The organism is Chryseobacterium sp. BGA-UO-ETr-SB22 (assembly GCF_059567885.1).
Genome location: NZ_JCAQOV010000004.1, coordinates 324,192 through 343,173 on the forward strand (window position 1 = coordinate 324,192; position 18,982 = coordinate 343,173).

Here is an 18,982-nt window from a genome sequence, read left to right on the forward strand (position 1 = left end):
TATTAATTGATTTCTTGTTCTTTCTGATTTTCCGGATAAGGGAAAGGAACGAATAAAGTGACTAAAAATGCAGGAATGGTAGCAATCAGCACCCAGATAAAGAACATTTTGTATCCGATCCAGTCACTGATCATCCCGCTGAACATTCCGGGAATCATCACTCCAAGGTTCATAATGCCTGTGGCAAATGCATAGTGCGCAGTTTTATGTTTTCCGGGTGCAATCTGCTGCATCATGTAGAGCATTAACCCTACAAAACCAAATCCGTAACCGAAATATTCCACTACCACAGCAATTCCTACTGGCAAAAGGGTATCCGGCTGATAGTGAGCCAATAATGCATAGACCACAAATGGGATATTGAATGCACAGCATAGCCATATCAAAGATCTTTTCAGTCCGCGGGCTGAGATAAAATATCCTGCCAGTACAGATCCTAAAATGAATGCTGCAGAACCATATGTTCCATAGATAAGTCCGATATCCGAAGTGGATAGTCCCAATCCTCCTGAAGTTCTTGGAGCTTTAAAAAATAAAGGGGCTATTTTGATCGCAAATCCTTCTGCAAAACGATACAAAATAATGAACAGGATACACCATAAAATCTTCTTTTTGGTGAAGAAAGAGGTAATAACTTCCAACAGTTCTTTACGAACATTTCCGGCTGTTTTCTCTTTTTTCAGTTCTTCTTTATTTTCTTTCGGCAGAATGAAATAGTGATAAATAGCCAATAGAAAAAACAGCAATGCGTAGATCACCATAATAATCATCCAGGCATGAGTAACTCCTTTTGTCTTTTCTAAAAAGCCCGCAAAATAAACCAATGCCCCACTGCTGATAATCTTAGCCAGATTGTAAAAAGCGCCCTGCCATCCGATATATTTCGCCTGCTCTTTATTGGTAAGAAAACCGATATAAGTTCCGTCTGCTACCACATCATGAGTGGCTCCACAAAATGCTATTACTGCAAAAAGGGCGATACTGTATTTGAAAAAATCATGCATTGGCAGGCTTAAGGCCAATAATGCAAACAGAATTCCTATGGCAAACTGAGTAAAAACAACAAAGAATTTTTTTGTTTTATAGATCTCCAGGAATGGGCTCCAAAGAGGCTTTAAAGTCCAGGAGAATAGAATAAGGGCTGTCCAGAATGTAATCTGCGAATCCGAAACACCCATATCTTTATACATAATTCCTGAAACCGCATTAATGGTTACAAAGGGAACACCCATTGCAAAGTATAATGTGGAAATCCAGAGAATTGGCTGAATCCGACGGGTTCCGGAGTTGTTTTTTCCCATATTTGAAAATAAGATTCTAAATAAAAGAGAACATCTCAAAAGTTCATTCAGGCTAAAAACGAAACTATAATTTTTTTAGAGATTTACTCTCCTGCCTCAATGAATGAACAGATAAAATCTGATTTTGAGATGTCTCTTTATTAATGAGTGATTCTGAATATTTTTTATTTCTTATCCCACCATAGCTTAGTGCCTCCGGTATCAGGGCCGTTAAGCATTTGTGCAGCCTGCTGATAATTATAAAGTGAAGTTTTAGTATCAATAGTGAAAGGAATTCTTCTGATCATTGCTTCTGTACTGATTGCTCCGCCACTATCATTTTTTCTTACTTTGAAAAGAACCGGATACCCTGTTCTTCTCTGCTCAGCCCATGCTTCCGGTCCGTTTGGATAAAGAGAAAGCCATTTTTGGGTAATGATTCTTTCTAATTTTCTTTCGTTGGTATCCCCGTTATTCCATGCAATAGTAATGGTACTTAACTGAGGGTTTCCAGCAAGTACGTTATTGTCCGCATTTTTTGGATCAAGATAAGGTGCTTCTGTAGAAGTTGTATCAGCTAGATAAGTAGCAACATTAGCACTTTTCCCCCATTCTCCAAAAGACTGCTGAACACCTGTAGTATAATTGGTTTGAATATCTCCTGCTCCGGCATACCCTCTCAAAGCAGCTTCCGCTTTCAGGAACCAGGTTTCTGCTGCAGTGAATAATTTCATTTTACCGTCAGTACCGGAAAAATAATCTCCATTGGCAGATTTTGCCTGTGGCTGTGAAAATCCACCGTAAGTTGATTTACCGTTTAATAAATCAATTCCCTGACGTATTCCTATGTATTTTCCTTGTAAACCTGGGTCAGATGCAGGAATAGCATATGCAGAAAGTCTTGGGTCATTATATCCGTTCATATAAGACATCAAAGGTGCCCCGATCAAACAGTCTCCCCATGAGTAAATGATAAAGCTTAATTCTGATTGTCCTACACTGATCAAAGCGTTGTCTGCATTATCAGTGATCAATCCTGCTGTTGAAGCCAGCGCCTCTTCTGCATATTGTTTAGATTTTGCCGGATCTGCATAGCTCATTCTCATGGCAAGTCTCAACTTTAATGAATTAGCCAGTTTTGCCCATTGTGCCATATTTCCACCGTAGACCAGATCCGCATTTTTCAATGATGTTTTATCCTCTACATTCTTTGTTGCAGGAGTAACAATTACAGTCTGTAAATCAGTAATAGCAGAAGTAAGGTCAGCAATAAAATAATTATATGCTTCCTGCTGAGAATCAAAATCGGTAACTCCATTAGGGTTCGGTTTCTCATATTTGCTGTATACTACAGGACCATGATTATCTGAAACTCTTGCTGCCGTAATGACTTTCAGAATTTTTTTCACAGCAAGAGTCCCGGTAAAATCTACTCCTGGGTAGTTACCTTTAGCTGCATTATCAATGATGATAGAGTAATTGAAAATATCCTGTTGTCTGGCAATAATTCTATTATTCCAACCGTCCATCATAGAATAGGTCATATTATTTACTCCCCCATTGAATGGTGTAGCTGTACTAAACATCCCACTGTACATATCCGCACTAAGATTAGGATACAGCTGATAATCTGCCTGTAACCCTCTCTGTATAGATTTCAGGGGATTAACTACTGCAATAAAATCAGCATAAAAATTTTCAGGTCCGCCCAGCTTTTCCTGATTATATTGGTCAAAGTCATTGGTACATCCTGATGCAGAAAATAGTACTGCAGCTCCAAATACCAATGTTTTAATAGTATTGATTTTCATTTTCGTAATTGTAAAAGTTAGAAATTAGCTTTTAATGATAATCCGATAGATCTGGTAACCGGTAGACCGAATGAGTCTACTCCCACTCCACCTGGTGTATTCCCTGATACCTGCTCCGGATCAAACGGTGCTTTTTTATAGAAGAAAAACAAATTGGTTCCTACTAAGCTTACTGTTGCATTTTTCAAATATTTTGAATTGACATCAAATGTATAAGAGACAGAGGCCTGACGTAGACGTATTGTTGTAGCGCTGTACAGATAAGCTTCATCAACTCCTTTTCCAAATCCTTCTGTTGTTCCGACTGCCTTATAATAATCTTTTGTATTAGTCAAACCTGTATAAGCTTGTCCTGCATTTGGAGTTCCTGGTGCATACACTGCATTTGGAATTGATACACCTCCGGCATCTCTTGCATCAGCAGTCGTCTGGCTTACCCCATAAAGATCATTCGCTTTTTCGGTAAGAGACAATACTTTCCCTCCGAATTTACCATCGATAAGGAAAGAAATTCCCAGTTTACCAATATTAAAAGAGTTATTGAATCCCATAATAAATTTCGGGTTCGGGTTCCCCAGATAAGAAGGAACACTTTCTGCTAAAGGAACACCTTTCTCATTCACAAGAACACGTCCCTGATCATCTCTTTTGAATTTGATTCCATAAAGATCTCCAAAAGAACCTCCCAGTTTCAATCTTGTATAATCCCCACCTCCTGTCAGTGAGAAAGTAAGGTCTTTAGAAACATTGATGCTTGTTGGTAACAATTCAACAATCTTGTTTTTATTTGCCGATGCATTCAAAGTAGCTGTCCATCCAAATTTTTCTGAACCAAAAATTTTATAGGATAATGAAGATTCAAAACCTGTATTTCTGATTTTTCCAGCATTGATATAATATGATCCAGGAGCCAATCCTCCTAAATAGGAAGGAATTGTAGTTTCCAACAACTGGTTACTTGTATTTGAATTGTAATAAGTAATATCAAAACTTAACTTATTATTCAACATTCTTAACTCAGTTCCGGCTTCAAAAGTTTTGTTAAGTTCCGGCTTTGGAAGTAGTGCTTCAAAACCAGCACCTGTAGCAAAAGAACTTTTAGGATATACAATTGTTCCTGCATCTACTCCATAAACATATCCCTTATTATATTCAACCATTGCATTGGTGATGTTGGTAGGCAATCCTAATCCTACAGTTGCATAAGAACCTCTTACTTTCCAGAAATTAATCACTTCCGGAAGTTTAAAGATAGAAGATAGAATAGCGTTAGCACCTACAGATTCGTAGTCAAAGCCTGTTCTTCCTGTTAAGGCCAAAGTAGAATCCCAGTCATTTCTGAAGGTCATATCTACATAGAACATATTTTTGTATCCTACGGAAGCACTCGCAAAAACAGACTGTACCTGTTTTTTCATGTTTGTATAGGTATTATGATATCCATCTCCCGGCGATCTGTTTACATTCCACTGAAGGTTATTCAAAGTGAAAAGGTTAGGATTTGCCAGATAAGCATTATCAATCTGCCCTATTTTATTTCTTGTTGTATTGATGCTTCCTCCTACTGTAAAATCTAAAGAGATAGACTCACTTATTTTAGGACTACCAATTAACAAAACATCTCCATAAGTAGAAGAATTTTCATAGGTATTTTTAAGCATTCTGCCATTAGTACCATTAGCCAGTAAACTTGGTGCTGAAAAGGCTGCAATATCACGTTGGCTATCTGAAATATTCCAGCTATAGTTTCCTCTTACTCTTGCTGTTAACCAAGGATTGATCTGGTAAGACAATGAAAGAGCTCCATATGTATTTTTATTGCTTACTGTAACCGGATTTCGATTTAAGATCCAGTAAGGATTCTGTGTTACCGGATTTCCTTTGAAACTTCCATCTGGGTTTACTTCCCACCAGTTCTGAGCCGGCAAGAATCTTGTTTTATCCAGGTAAGAATAATTATCACCACCATATTGGTCAAAATCTACTCCTCTTGGTAACCAATATAAACTCGTCAAAGGAGAAAAAGATGCTCCCGGAGTCTGTCTGTTTTTACTTTCCTGTAAAGAAGCAATAAAATTAGCATCTAATGTTAATTTATCATCCAGAAACTTACTTGAATTTCTGAAAGAGACATTGTACTGATCAAAATATGACATCGGAACCACTCCTTTGTTGGTAGTATTTCCGATAGAGAAATAGCTTGTTGATCTTTCATTTCCTGACTGAAATGAAAGACTGTTTACCCACGTAGTTCCTGTTTGCAGAAAATCCTTAAGATAATCTTTAGAAGACCCTTTTGCTCCCCAACTGTCTACGGCCTGCCCAGGCTGTGACCCTGCTACAGATGGATCATAAGATAAATAACTGTGCTGCAGCTTTGGAAGACTGTATGCTCTGTCTACTGTAAGGCTTGAGCTGTAAGTAATTGAACTTTTACCTGCACGTCCTTTTTTAGTCGTAATCAGGATAGCCCCGTTACCTCCGGCTGAACCGTACAATGCAGATGCAGATGCACCTTTCAGGAAGTTCATGCTTTCGATATCATCAGGATTGATGGAGCTCAACACATCTCCCGGATCCGGCATATTGGAATACTGTCCAATATCCGCTGATTTTCCTGTTCCGTTGATAATTGGAATTCCATCAATTACGTATAATGGTTGTGCATTGTTTACAGACTTATTACCTCTCATAATCACCCTTACGGAGCTTCCTACACCATTGGTTCTGTTGATCTGTACGTTGGAAACTTTTCCATTGATCGAGTTTAATAGATTGGGAGTTTTCACTTCGGTAAGCTCATCTCCACCAATCTGCTGACTGGAATACGTTAAAGAGCGGGCCTGCCTTTTTATCCCCAAAGAGGTGACTACGACCTCCTCAATACTGTTTGTCTTCGTAGTGTCGGCCGATTTTTTCTCCTGTGCATTCGCAGAAAGTGAAAAAACGAACAGAACAGGTATAACTGCTTTTCTCATAAGGTTTAGATTCGTTAGATTTAATTGAGAATCAATTACATTGCTTTATTTTTCAATACAAAAAAAACTATTGTTTTTTTAGCAAAATTTTACCGTTTATGTATTAAATTATTTAAAGTTTTGTTAAGATTTAATTCACATTCACAAATCTAAATTTTGTAGCCAGTCTGATATAATACTATTTTATCATAAAACGATATTATTTTTTCAGCAATTTTATTTAAAAGCCATTAAACCATTACATATCAACAAAATACACCACATTGAAATCAATCAAAAAAAGGGGATTTATCGTTGTTTTCAGCAAAAATTATCCGAATATCTATATCCGGATTTTATTGTAATTCTGAGCTGATTATGTAGAAAAAGTGAATTTCAAAAGCGTATTACTCAATTTTTTTCACTCCCTTAAATTGTTCTTTAAATTCAGTAGGAGTTGTCTTTTTAATTGACTTAAATACCTTGTTGAAGTTGGCAATATTATTAAACCCTGCTTCAAAAGCGATTTCAAATACAGTAAGATTTTTTTCCATCAGCCAGCGTGCAGCATAGCTGATTCTTATTTCATTCAGATAATTGATAAAGGTTTTTCCTGTTCTTTTTTTAATAAACCTGTTGAACGTTACATTGCTCATATTCACCAATGAGGCTACTTTGTCCAGGGTTATTTTATTTTCAAAATTCTTATGTACAAAATCATGAACGACCTTCATTTTATCATTATCAGCAAAGGTTTCAAGCTCAATGCTGTATGATGACAAAAGCGTTTTATTTTCTGCAACCGCCAGCTCATTCAGTATTTTCATTATCTCTATAAAAGATTCAAAGCTATTCATCTTTGAGAGGTTGAGAAACGAATCTTTTAGTTTTTCAGCTGTTTCTGAAGAAAAAAGAATTCCTCTGATGGAGTCTTTCATCAGATTGTTGATGGGTTTCAGAATATTCTTCTCCATCAGTGACTGTTGAAAGAAATCCTGGTTAAATTGTATCGTGATCTCGTGGGTTTTTCTGTTTTTGCATCTGTAATTGGCCCAGCAATGCGGTAAATTGGGCCCTACCAGAACCAATTCTATATTTCCTATTTCTCCGGTGTGATCTCCAACCATTCTGCGGTATCCCTTCCCTTTGTAGATAAAGTTGATTTCAATTTCCGGATGGTAATGATACGGAAAGTCGAATGACGCTTTGATCCTGTCAAACACAAGAAAACTGTCCTCAGGAGATAGTGGAGTTATTTCTCTCAGAATATTTTCTAATTCGCTCATGCAGGCAGTTTTGAAAAAAGGGTTAATATAGATCGTAATACAAATCTTTGTAAAAATGATAAAATAATATCAATGTAAAAACATATTTCCGATTTATTTTATTCCAATTCTATATGCCTGACATCAGAAATTGGAGTTTCAATAATTTAATACAGTTCAAATCATGCTTTTTTGTATCTTTAAACTAAAGTTAAAGGATGCCGCAACAGCTTATTTTTGAAGATCACTATAAAAGACTCGGACTGGAAATATTTTCAGAAGATAATCTGGAGAATTTTAATGGAAACCAATTCAGAACTGATATCAAAGTTTTTTTTATTCCTTCAGGATATGAACTTACGGTAGACTTTAACCATTATAAGACAAAGAAACCCTCTCTTTTTTTTCTCACCAACCAGCATCTGAACATTCAAAAAGGAAAAGATGAATCTATCCTTCTTTTCTACAACCGTGATTTCTATTGCATTCAGATTCATGATAAAGAAGTGGCTTGTGACGGGCTTCTTTTCCATAATGTATTTGAAATTCCTTTCGTAGAGCTTGACCCTTCCGAAACCACTCTTATAAAAGGTCTGTTTCAGAATATTCACGATGAGCTTGAGTGGAAAGATTCTTCTGCTGAGGAAATGATCAGGACCTATGTAAAACAGATCATCATCCGCGCCACCCGAAAATGGAAAAAACAGAATTTAGATCATGACACGCTTAGAATACCAGGCAGTGAACTTGATGTTTTCAGAGACTTCAGCAGACATCTGGAAATTCATTTCAGAGAAAAACATCATGTAGCAGATTATGCAGACCTCCTTCACCTGGCTCCAAAAACCTTAACGCATAAGTTTAAAAATTTAAATCTGGATTCCCCGAATCAGTTCATCATCAACAGAATCTTACTAGAAGCAAAAAGACTGCTATTCTATACGGATAAACCTGTAAAAGAAATTGCTTACGACCTTGGCTATGAAGATCCGGCTTACTTTAACCGTCTTTTCACAAATAAAACAGGAAGCACACCAGCAAATTTCAAAAAAAATTACTCCTCGGGAAAAAAGTACAATACTTAAGTCTTTTTATCTATTGAAAAGGACTACCTACAGACATACCTTTGTAACATCAAAATCAAACAACATTAAATACAAAAAACAAACATTATGAGACGTAACGCAACAGCCGTTTGGAACGGTACTATCAAAGAAGGAAAAGGGCACTTAACTACTCAAAGTACAACTTTAAACCAGACTCAATATTCTTTCAACAGCCGTTTTGCGGATGGTGTAGGTACCAATCCTGAAGAATTACTGGCAGCAGCCCACGCAGGATGTTTCACTATGAAACTGGATGCAGAGCTTTCACAGGCAGGATACAATCCTGAAGAGTTAAAAACTACTTCTGTAATCACTTTAGATCCAAATATCGGAAAGATTACAAAATCTGAGCTGACTTTAACCGCTAAAGTTCCGGGAATCTCAGAAGAAGAATTCCAGAAGTTTGCTAAGATTGCTGAAGAAGGATGTCCGGTAAGTGCAGCATTCAACTTTGAAATTACATTGACTGCTACTTTAGAGAATTAATCATAAGTATTTATTCAAAATCAATAGGAACGGGCTTTAGCCCGTTTTCTATTTTAAAAGTAATTCTATTGGCTTTAGCCAAAGCTTAAAGACCAAAACATTTTCTCAGGTAAACTTTTCGGAACAAATATACCAAGTGGTATATTTTTGTATATTTGCATATAAAACAAACATAAATGTCGAAGGCAGAGAAAACAAAACAGCATATCATCGAGAAAACAGCAACTCTTTTTAATACAAAAGGGTATATTTCTACGTCTCTGTCCGATATTACCCAGGTTACCGGACTGACGAAAGGAAGCATCTATGGAAATTTTGAAAATAAAGATGAAGTAGCCATTGAGGTGTATAAATACAATGCCGGATTGCTGAGCAGAACCCTCGGCCGTTCTTTTGGTGAAGAATATCCTAACTCGCTGGATAAGCTCCATGCTTTTGTAGATTTTTATAGAAAAAACTGGAAGGCAGTATTTTCCAACGGTGGATGCCCGTTAATGAATGCGGCAACAGAAGCAGATGATTCTTTCCCGGCTCTAAAAACCCAGGTTAAAGTGTCATTCGAACAATGGATGTCAAAAGTAGCAACTGCCATTCTTGAGGGGCAAAAGAAGGGTGAAATTGATAAAAGAATCAATGCACAACAGTATGCCTCCTTATTTATTATGCTTATTGAAGGCGGAATCCTGCTTTCAAAAACCATGGGTGATCAAAGTTTTCTAAACCATTCTTTAGACAGAATCGCTCACATGATTGATCATGAACTCAATATTCTTCCATCATAAATTATACGATATGGAAACAAAAAAAGTGGCTATTGTAGGATACAACAGAATTCCTTTTGCCAGAATGAATACCGCTTATTCAGAGCAGGGAAACCAGGATTTGCTGCTCGCTTCTCTGAACGGACTGATAGACCGTTATCACCTCAAAGGAAAAAGACTCGGAGAAGTTGCCGGAGGTGCTGTTATAAAGCACATTTCTGAAAGTAACCTCATCAGAGAAACTGTAATGAATACCAGTCTTGATCCTGCTACACCTGCTTGTGATCTTCAGCAGGCATGTGATACAGGAATTGAAGCTGCTATTTACATAGGAAATAAAATTGCTTTAGGGCAGATAGACTGCGGTATTGCATGCGGAGTGGAAGCCATGAGCAATATCCCGTTTGAATCTTCACCCAGATTAAGAAAAGCTTTATTAAAAGCAAATAAAGAAAAATCAGCATTTGGAAAATTAAAACAACTGCTAAGCCCGAAATTAAAAGACTGGATGCCTATTCCATACAAAGGACAGGAGCCCAAAACAGGTCTGGTAATGGGAGAACACACAGAAATTACAGCGAAATATTACAATATTCCAAGAAAAGAACAGGACGAACTGGCTTTAAAAAGTCATCAGAATATGGCAAAAGCTTATGATGAAGGATTTTTTAATGATATGATCACTCCGGCTTTTGGCTTAGATAAAGATAATAACCTTCGACGTGACAGCAGTATTGAAAAATTATCCCAGCTAAGACCCGCTTTTGATAAGCAGAACGGAACTTTAACAGCCGGAAACTCGACTCCATTTACCGATGGAGCTTCAGCAGTTTTACTGGCCAGTGAAGAATGGGCAAAAGCCAATAATCTTCCTGTTTTAGCATATATCAGTTTTTCGGAACTGGCAGGGATAGAATATGTTGAAAATAAACAGGATCTACTTCTTGCACCAGTTTTTGCTGCAGAAAGAATGCTGAAAAAAGCAGGTATGAATCTATCAGATTTCGACTATTATGAAATTCATGAAGCATTTGCCGCACAGGTTTTAGCCACCATAAAAATCTGGGAAAATGATGAGCTTGCCAAAAAGTTCGGACTGGAGAAAGCTCTTGGAAAAATCGATAGAAATAAGTTGAATGTAAAAGGCGGAAGCCTTGCAGCAGCTCATCCCTTTGCCGCAACAGGAGGAAGAATTATCGCAACGCTGGCAAAATTACTTCACGAAAAAGGCAGTGGAAAAGGTTTTATATCCATTTGTGCAGCGCGTGGGCAGGGCGTAACTATGATTTTAGAGAAATAAAAATTGAAAGTATGGACAGATTAGCACAATTAAAACAATTCATCGGAAAAGAATTTGATCAGTCACCATCTCCTTTTATGAAATGGCTCAATCCTATTGTTCTTTCTGTTGAAGAAGGACAATTGACCTTTCAATATACGGTAAGACCGGAGTGGCTGAATCCTATAGGGAATCTTCATGGCGGGGTTACAGCAGCTATTGTAGATGATATTATTGGGGCCACCATGTTTTCTTTAAATGAAAATTCTTTCATCACTACTATAAATAATGTCATCGATTATTTTTCAACTGCAAAAGAAAATGATAATATTGTAGCTGAAACTAAAATCATTAAAAGAGGTAAGCAATTCGTAAACGCACAATGCGAAATATGGAATGCAGACAAAACACGATTAATCGCAAGAGGAACCTCGAATTTATTCAAAATCAATAACTAAGTATGAAGAGAGTTGTCATTACAGGTCTTGGCGCTGTGACGCCTTTGGGAAATAATGTCGAAGAATTTTGGCAAAACAGTATCAATGGAGTGAGTGGAGCTAATACAATCACCCATTTCGATACGGAAAAATTTAAAGTACATTTCGCTTGTGAGGTTAAAAATTTTGATCCAAAACTCCATTTAACACACAACGAAATCAAAAGAAGTGATTTATTTTCACAATATGCAATGTATTCTACTGCGGAAGCTCTTAAAGATTCCGGACTTGAACTGGAAAATATGGACCCGTTTGATATTGGTGTCATCTGGGGAACGGGACAAGGCGGAATGTGGACTTTCGAAAGTGAAGTGATGAATTTTGCTGCTAGTGACGGAACGCCAAGATTCAATCCTTTCTTTGTACCGAAATTTATTGCCAATATGGCTTCGGGAATGATTTCTATGAAATATGGTCTTCAGGGAATTAACTATACCACTGTTTCAGCATGTGCAACCGGAAATACGGCATTGATGGATGCCTTCAACTATATCCGTCTTGGAAAAGCGAAAGTGATCGTGAGCGGTGGTTCCGAAGCGGCTATTTCTCCAGCTTCTATCGGTGGATTTTCCATTATGAAGGCAATGTCTACAAGAAATGATGATTTCGCGACAGCCAGCCGTCCTTACGATGCAGACAGAGATGGTTTTGTAATGGGTGAAGGTTCTGGAACATTGATTCTTGAAGAATATGAACACGCTAAAGCAAGAGGCGCAAAAATATATGCAGAATTAGTAGGAGCAGCCATGACAGCAGATGCTTATCACATGACAGCACCTCATCCGGATGGTGTGGGAGCTATCAAAGCCATGCAGCTAGCGCTTAATGAAGCAGGAATCAACACAGATGATATTAATTATATTAATCCTCATGCCACCTCTACTCCTCTTGGAGATCTGGTTGAGTTGAACGGAATTAATAAATTATTTAAAGGAAGTAAAAACCTTGACATCAGTGCTACAAAATCTATGACAGGTCATTTATTGGGTGCTGCCGGTGCGGTGGAAGCGATTCTTTCTATTAAAGCGATTCAAAACGGAATTATTCCGCCAACAATCAACCTTAACAGTATTGATGAAAACATTCCACAAGATATCAATATTGTTTTTGGAGAAGCAAAGGAAAAAGAGATTACTTATGCTTTAAGCAATGCTTTTGGATTCGGAGGACATAATGCGACTCTGGTTTTCAAAAAATTCAGCTAATCAGAATTAAAAAATAATTAAAAAAACCCCTGCATGAAAGTCATACAGGGATTTTTTATTTTATCTCTAACTATTACATACAATCAGCATCAGGAATGAAAAAATCACTTTCGTTTTCTGAAATCGGGATATAAAGTCTCTCCCACTCTTTATCTTTCACTATATCCCAACTGTGTCCGGCACCTTTAAGATCTTCAGCTAAAAGGATAACTCCCGGTTTAATTATAAATGTAGTACCATCTGTTACTTTAAACCTTATATTCCCTTTGATCGTAATAACATATTGTCTTCTGGGAGCCGGATGTGCGTTTTTTTCCCATTCTTCCGTTTCATTACTCATCCAGAAAACCGTTGCATTGATAGGTTTAAGAGTGGGCATTTTACCTTTCTCAAAAGTACATGAGCCATCAGGATTATTAATCAGTCTTATGGCTGGAATGAATCTGATAGAGGTTTGCAGAGCTACACTTATATTTTCGTGGTTTTCATCTTGTCCATTCATCATTCTATGATACTTTAATGCTAAAAGGGTTATATAAATTTAATTGTTATTTTCGAATTACAGGACTTATTTTAAAAGAAAAAGAGCAGTCAAATCTGACTGCTCTTTTTATCTTATGCTTTCAACCACTCTGAGGAGGAAAGATAATTCTGATCGGGATAATAGATGAAGAGACAATTTTTTCCTTTAATCGTATTGATTATAGATTGTGTCAGTTCTCTTGGAACCGCGGGGCATCCCCAGCTTCTTCCGATTCTTTTGTGCATGGATGCAAATGCATCACTTACATAATCAGCACCGTGTAATACAATAGCTCTTTTGTATGCGGCATCATTAAAACCTTTATCCATTCCCAATAACTTCAGAGAATATCCGTTGTCACCCTGATAAGTTGCATCCGTGATATAAAATCCTAAGCTGCTCTGTAACGAACTTTCCCTGTTAGAAAAATTCGTCGCAAATTCTTCGCCTGTATTTTTTCCGTGTGCTACCAATGAGTTGAACAGAACTTTTTTGTCTTCCAGGTCAATGATCCAAAGTCTTTTTGTGTTAGAAGACATAGAAAAATCGCAGATAGTCAACAAATGCGACTCTTGGGTAAGCAATCCTGCTTTTTTCAAATTTTCAAACCCAGTCAATGCTTTTGAGAACACTTCATAATTCAATTCATGTTCAGGGTCAAATGCAATTGATTGGTATAATGCTTCTGATGAAGATACAGCTGCTGTGCTCTTCTCAGATTTCGTTTCAGCTACTTTTTCCGTTTTCGTTGTATTGACATTCTCACTTTTCACCGCTATTCTTGGAGAAATGTAGAATGAAGTCGTCACCATGTAAACAAGGCCTAATACGCTATAAAATCCTTTCATTCAATAATATGTAAATCCAAATTAGTGGGGCAAAATTATAAAAACATAATTACCAAGGGGTTATAACTCTAAAAAGTTTAACGCTATTTAAGAAACTTTAACGTCCTGATTCTGTGAATTAAACGTCTTATTTTTGAGCATCAGCCACAAATTCCAGGCTCACAGAATTCATACAGTATCTCAATCCTGTAGGCTTCGGACCATCATCAAAAACATGCCCCAGATGGGAATCACACCTTTTACAAAGCACCTCTACTCTATCCATTCCGTAGGCTGTATCTCTTTTGTAATACACACCTTCTTTATCCGCTTCAAAGAAACTCGGCCAGCCGCAGCTGCTGGAAAATTTTGATGTAGAACGGAAAAGGTGATTTCCACAAACAGCACAATAATAATCTCCTATCTCATCAAACTCATTGTATTTTCCGGTAAAAGCTCTTTCTGTTGCTGCTTCTCTGGCGATTGCATACAAGTCCGGGGCGAGTATTTTTTTCCATTCATCGTTGGAAATATTGAGTTTTGTAGTATCGGTTCTCGAATAGTATGGATTGTTTTTTGCTTCTGTATTTTCCATAGAGGAGGTTTTTATAGGTTCATATTTCTGCGTACATGCCTGCAGAAAAAATAGTAAGATGGCTGAAACTAAAAATTTCATCGTAAATTTCATTCTTTACCTGCAAAAGTTTTGAGGTTTAAAAGCTTTTATTAAGATTAAACGGTTTCATGACCAAATTTAGTAAATTTGAGAATATGAATGACGAAGCAAAAAGAAAACAACTAAGAAAATATAAAGCATTTGCTACAGGATTATTTGTCCTGATGGCCATTATTTTCATTGTTACCACTATTTTACAGAAGTCTAATACCTCTCATTGGGTCGGTTATGTACGGGCTTTTGCCGAAGCTGCTATGGTGGGAGCTCTGGCTGACTGGTTTGCTGTAACTGCATTATTCCGTCATCCTCTCGGGCTGCCGATCCCTCATACCAATCTGATTGAAAACAGCAAACAGAGATTAGGAGACAACCTTGGTAATTTTGTAGTAGGTAACTTTCTTTCTCCTCAAAATATAAGACCTTATATCCAGAAGCTTAAAGTTTCCAATTTTGTTGGAGAATGGCTGGGTAAGGAAAAGAGTCAGGATATTTTGATTAAAAATCTTTCAGATATCGTTCTTGATATTCTTAATAAACTGGATGATTCCACGGTAAGCCAGTTTATCAGCAAAAAGGTGTCTGAAATGACGGATGATATTAAGCTTAATAAAGTGGTTGGAAACGGAATCGGTTATATTCTGGAAAAAAATGACCATCAGAGAATCATTACCAATCTTTCTAAACAGATCAAAGATTATATCATTGAGAACGATGAAATGATCAAAGACCGCGTAAAAAAAGGCAGTTACACATTCATCCCTTCTTTTGTAGATAATAAAATTGCAGATAAAATCGCAGATGGCCTTTCTGATTTTTTTAAAGAAATAGAAGAAGACCCGCAACATGAAGTAAGAGGATTGATAACTCAAAAGATTCATGAGTTTTCTATGGATCTGAAAGAAGACCCGAAATGGGATGAGGAGTTTAAAACCATCAAAAACGGACTGCTTAAAAATGATAAACTGGATGAGTATGCCAGCGATATCTGGACTTCCATCAAGAAGACATTGATGAAAGAACTACAGGATGATCAGTCCTCTTTAAAAGGCTACCTCACTAAAAACCTGAATGAATTCTCTCAAAATTTAAAAACAGACGAAAATCTTCAGAATAAGATCGACCACTGGGTAAGAGTAACCGCCTACAAATATATCCTTAAAAACACCCACCAATTTGGAAACCTCATCAGTTCTACCGTAGGAAACTGGCAGGGTAAGGAATTAAGCGAGAAACTGGAACTGGAAGTGGGAAAAGACCTTCAGTTTATCCGGGTGAACGGAACACTGGTTGGCGGCCTGGTAGGGCTCATTATCTACACTATTTCCCATTTCTTCCTCTAAAAAACGAATACTATTGATAACCCAACCATGAAAAAAATTTTTACTTTATTATTTTCCTTAAGCTTAGCATTTTTTCTCTGTCAGAAAGTTGAACTTAAGGAGGTAACGGATTCCTCGCAGGTTTTCAGAGGAGAAATTGCAGGAATACCAATTACTATGCAATTAAATTACACCGGAATTGTAGATTGCAGTCAATATCAGCATTTTGTAGAAGGCTGGTATTATTACAACAAGCATCAAAAGAAGATTCCTTTGTCCGGAATTTATGATTATGGTAAACTCTACCTCTACAATTTTGGAAATAAACAAAAGCAAAGTTTTAAAATACTTCAGGAAAAGATTACTTCTCCCCAGTTGATAGAAAAAACAGATAGTATTTCCCAAATGCTGGAACCTAAAGAAGTCTTTGACTTTACCAATGAAGATTTGCATACAGAAATTACCGGAAATTTTCATTTGAAAGATAAAACTTATGCTGTAAAATTATTTACTGTAGACAATATGATTTATAGGTTTAACAATTACCTGATTCTCCCTAACAATAGGAAAATAAATACATACGATTTCATTGACCGATATGGCGGTAATGAATTAATATCCTATAAATCTGACCATGCAGGAAACAGAGTTCTTTTATATTTTGAACGAATGTCTAATTTCAACGCATGCGGAATGTGTGGAGCAAGTGAAGGCGAAAAAGGGTACAGAATCCTGTACTTTACAAAGGACTGGAACTATAAAAATTATGAAGAATTCCTGACTGAAAGCTGCCTGCAAAACATTTACGACACGACTAAGACAAAATCTAAAGACCGAAAAACATTAAAATATAAGATCAACAAAACTGCCACTTCTCCGTCTTATACTCTTACAGTTGATGTAAACAATGCTTCTATTATAAAATCGAAATAAAAAAGAGAGTTATGTAAACTCTCTTTTATTTTATCTTGGTAATCTGCTTGCTCTTTTAAGAAGCTCCTGATTGATTTCGTTGATCAGTTCCGGACCTTCATAAATAAATCCTGTGTACAGCTGGATCAGGCTGGCTCCCGCATCCAATTTCTCCATGGCATCTTTTGCGGAATGTATTCCTCCTACTCCAATGATTGGAAATGCTCTGTTGCTTTTATCAGAAAGGTATTTGATCATTTTCGTACTTCTTTCACGAATCGGCTTTCCGCTCAGACCTCCGTTTCCTATCTGTTCTAAAACTTCCGGAGAAGTCTTCAGACCTTCTCTGTTGACAGAAGTATTGGAAACTACAATACCATCAATCTTTGTTTCTGCAATCAGATCAATAATTTCGTCTAATTGATTGTTATTAAGATCTGGTGCAATTTTCAGCAGTATAGGCTTCTGTACAGATTTTGACTGGTTGATCTTTTTCACTTCTGTAATCAGCTCTCTCAGATATTCTACATCTTCAAGTTTGGCGTGGCTTCCTACATTAGGACAGCTTACATTCAGTACAAAGTAGTCTACATGAGGATGAAGACCCTCAAAACAGTCCAGATAATCCTGGGTATAGTTTTCCGGGCTTGTATCTGTATTTTTTCCGATGTTTCCACCGATGATTATTTTTCCTTTGTTGGATTTCAGTTTTTCAATAGCGGCTTCAAGACCGTCATTATTGAATCCCATTCTGTTGATAATTCCACCATCTTCTATGAGACGGAATAATCTTTTCTTAGGGTTTCCTACCTGAGCTCTTGGGGTTACAGTTCCTATTTCTACAAATCCGAAACCTAAATCTCCCAATTCGTTGAACAAAACTGCATTTTTATCAAAACCGGCAGCCAGTCCTACAGGATTTTTAAATTTCAATCCGAAAACTTCTCTTTCCAGACGTTTGTCTTCAATAGGTTTTGGGAAAAATAATTTAGTAAGGAATCCAAAATTCTTAAGCATTGAAAATGTAAAGTGATGAACCTCTTCGGGATCACATTTGAAAAGAATCGGACGGATGAGCGATTTGTACATTGAAAAAAAGTTTTACAAAAATACTCAATTTAAAATTAATCTATGGTTAACCTATGATATTTTATCAAAATGTCTTTTATATATAAAATCTAAAAGAGACCAATATCTCCATTATCTATTGAATAGAGCCAGATATCTTTTTATTAAATTAAGAATACGAACTCAAATCGAAATTTAAAATATTCCCTACCCTTTTAAATTCGTCATTTATAGTAGCGTTGACTGTCATTCTTTCGTTGGTAACGGGATGATTAAAAATCAATTGATGAGCATGAAGCATCAGTTTGTTCATATTGAAAGTTTCCAGCCACAGTTTATTCTGCTTATTGCAGCCATGAGGACGGCATCCCAAAATAGGGTGCAAAATATGTTTAAAATGTTTTCTCAGCTGATGCATTCTACCCGTTTCCGGAATAGCTTCTACCAGACAATACCGTGATGTCTGATGTTTTCCAAAAGCTAAATCTATTTCTGAAGTCTGTAAACGATGATAATAGGTAATGGCATTCTGCTGAATTTCATCCTCATTGATTAAATCATAATCAATTGTCTCTTCTTCTTTTGTCCAGCCCCGAAGAATTGCTAGATATTTTTTTTCAACCTGCCGCTGTGCAAACCGGTCACTCATTATCCGTAAAGTATCTTTATCTAGAGTAAACAGCAAAACACCCGAAGTTTTTCGGTCTAAACGATGTACAGGATAAACATATTGTCCAATCTGGTCTCTCAGTTCCTGAATAGCGTAGGTATCAGCTTCTCCGGCATAATACGATTTATGAACCAATAATCCACTTGGTTTATTGATAGCAATAATATGCTCGTCGCGATAAAGAATTTCTAACATGGTGCAAAAGTAGAAATTTTCAATCGATCTAGCCCTGATTGTAGCGGCATCCTTTTGCTAAGCAAAAGATAGAGTGAAAAGCAGGTTCCCGGCTCCTGAAAAATTAAAATGTAAATATTTGTCTGTTTATTAACTGCTTTTTTTA

17 protein-coding genes are annotated in these 18,982 nt (G+C 36.8%); 8 read left to right on the forward strand and 9 right to left on the reverse strand.

Annotated elements, in window-relative coordinates:
* Positions 1-2 precede the first annotated feature (2 nt).
* The 4 genes from AC57AW_RS05205 to AC57AW_RS05220 form a co-directional block, all read right to left on the reverse strand.
* Complete coding sequence (locus AC57AW_RS05205; protein WP_318847418.1) at positions 3-1,301, reverse strand: MFS transporter; 1,299 nt, start codon at positions 1,299-1,301, stop codon at positions 3-5.
* A gap of 164 nt (positions 1,302-1,465) precedes the next feature.
* On the reverse strand, positions 1,466-3,091 hold the full coding sequence (locus tag AC57AW_RS05210) for a SusD/RagB family nutrient-binding outer membrane lipoprotein (RefSeq protein WP_496351062.1): 1,626 nt from the start codon (positions 3,089-3,091) through the stop codon (positions 1,466-1,468).
* A 17-nt stretch (positions 3,092-3,108) separates the two neighbouring features.
* Complete coding sequence (locus AC57AW_RS05215; RefSeq protein WP_496351063.1) at positions 3,109-6,069, reverse strand: SusC/RagA family TonB-linked outer membrane protein; 2,961 nt, start codon at positions 6,067-6,069, stop codon at positions 3,109-3,111.
* Positions 6,070-6,455: 386 nt separating this feature from the next.
* Positions 6,456-7,334 (reverse strand): AraC family transcriptional regulator, encoded by an 879-nt coding sequence (locus tag AC57AW_RS05220; protein WP_047376302.1) that lies wholly within the window; start codon positions 7,332-7,334, stop codon positions 6,456-6,458.
* A gap of 197 nt (positions 7,335-7,531) precedes the next feature.
* On the opposite strand from AC57AW_RS05220, the gene AC57AW_RS05225 reads away from it, so the two are divergent.
* From AC57AW_RS05225 to fabF, 6 genes are all read left to right on the forward strand, one after another.
* The gene (locus AC57AW_RS05225) at positions 7,532-8,398 is read left to right on the forward strand and encodes a helix-turn-helix domain-containing protein (protein WP_496351064.1); all 867 of its coding nucleotides are present in this window, start codon (positions 7,532-7,534) and stop codon (positions 8,396-8,398) included.
* Positions 8,399-8,485: 87 nt separating this feature from the next.
* Positions 8,486-8,905 (forward strand): OsmC family protein, encoded by a 420-nt coding sequence (locus AC57AW_RS05230; protein ID WP_318847422.1) that lies wholly within the window; start codon positions 8,486-8,488, stop codon positions 8,903-8,905.
* A 176-nt stretch (positions 8,906-9,081) separates the two neighbouring features.
* Positions 9,082-9,687 carry a TetR/AcrR family transcriptional regulator gene (locus AC57AW_RS05235; RefSeq protein ID WP_496351065.1) on the forward strand — a complete coding sequence of 202 codons (606 nt, stop codon included), beginning with the start codon at positions 9,082-9,084 and terminating at the stop codon, positions 9,685-9,687.
* Between the two features lie 10 nt (positions 9,688-9,697).
* On the forward strand, positions 9,698-10,966 hold the full coding sequence (locus AC57AW_RS05240; protein ID WP_496351066.1) for an acetyl-CoA C-acetyltransferase: 1,269 nt from the start codon (positions 9,698-9,700) through the stop codon (positions 10,964-10,966).
* Positions 10,967-10,977: 11 nt separating this feature from the next.
* Entirely contained in the window at positions 10,978-11,403 is a 426-nt protein-coding gene (locus tag AC57AW_RS05245) for a PaaI family thioesterase (protein WP_318847425.1), read from the forward strand.
* 2 nt (positions 11,404-11,405) lie between these two features.
* A complete protein-coding gene (gene fabF / locus AC57AW_RS05250) occupies positions 11,406-12,647 on the forward strand; it encodes a beta-ketoacyl-ACP synthase II (protein ID WP_496351067.1) in 1,242 nt (413 codons plus the stop codon).
* Between the two features lie 73 nt (positions 12,648-12,720).
* Here the strand turns inward: fabF and AC57AW_RS05255 are convergent, their stop codons facing one another.
* From AC57AW_RS05255 to msrB, 3 genes are all read right to left on the reverse strand, one after another.
* Positions 12,721-13,152, reverse strand: a complete 432-nt coding sequence (locus AC57AW_RS05255) for a cupin domain-containing protein (RefSeq protein ID WP_496351068.1) — start codon at positions 13,150-13,152, stop codon at positions 12,721-12,723.
* Between the two features lie 110 nt (positions 13,153-13,262).
* Positions 13,263-14,018, reverse strand: a complete 756-nt coding sequence (locus AC57AW_RS05260) for a murein L,D-transpeptidase catalytic domain family protein (protein WP_496351069.1) — start codon at positions 14,016-14,018, stop codon at positions 13,263-13,265.
* 127 nt (positions 14,019-14,145) lie between these two features.
* Positions 14,146-14,673, reverse strand: a complete 528-nt coding sequence (gene msrB / locus AC57AW_RS05265) for a peptide-methionine (R)-S-oxide reductase MsrB (protein WP_496351070.1) — start codon at positions 14,671-14,673, stop codon at positions 14,146-14,148.
* A gap of 95 nt (positions 14,674-14,768) precedes the next feature.
* Here msrB and AC57AW_RS05270 point away from each other — a divergent pair, with 95 nt between their 5' ends.
* Both AC57AW_RS05270 and AC57AW_RS05275 read left to right on the forward strand, forming a co-directional pair.
* Positions 14,769-16,013: a DUF445 domain-containing protein gene (locus AC57AW_RS05270; RefSeq protein ID WP_496351071.1), complete on the forward strand. Its 1,245-nt coding sequence runs from the start codon at positions 14,769-14,771 to the stop codon at positions 16,011-16,013.
* Positions 16,014-16,040: 27 nt separating this feature from the next.
* The gene (locus AC57AW_RS05275) at positions 16,041-16,925 is read left to right on the forward strand and encodes a hypothetical protein (RefSeq protein ID WP_496351072.1); all 885 of its coding nucleotides are present in this window, start codon (positions 16,041-16,043) and stop codon (positions 16,923-16,925) included.
* Between the two features lie 30 nt (positions 16,926-16,955).
* Here AC57AW_RS05275 and AC57AW_RS05280 read toward each other — a convergent pair whose 3' ends face one another.
* Both AC57AW_RS05280 and AC57AW_RS05285 read right to left on the reverse strand, forming a co-directional pair.
* Positions 16,956-17,993, reverse strand: coding sequence for a quinone-dependent dihydroorotate dehydrogenase (locus AC57AW_RS05280; RefSeq protein WP_496351073.1), 1,038 nt, complete (start codon positions 17,991-17,993; stop codon positions 16,956-16,958).
* Positions 17,994-18,141: 148 nt separating this feature from the next.
* Positions 18,142-18,837 carry a pseudouridine synthase gene (locus tag AC57AW_RS05285; protein ID WP_496351074.1) on the reverse strand — a complete coding sequence of 232 codons (696 nt, stop codon included), beginning with the start codon at positions 18,835-18,837 and terminating at the stop codon, positions 18,142-18,144.
* Positions 18,838-18,982: the final 145 nt, after the last annotated feature.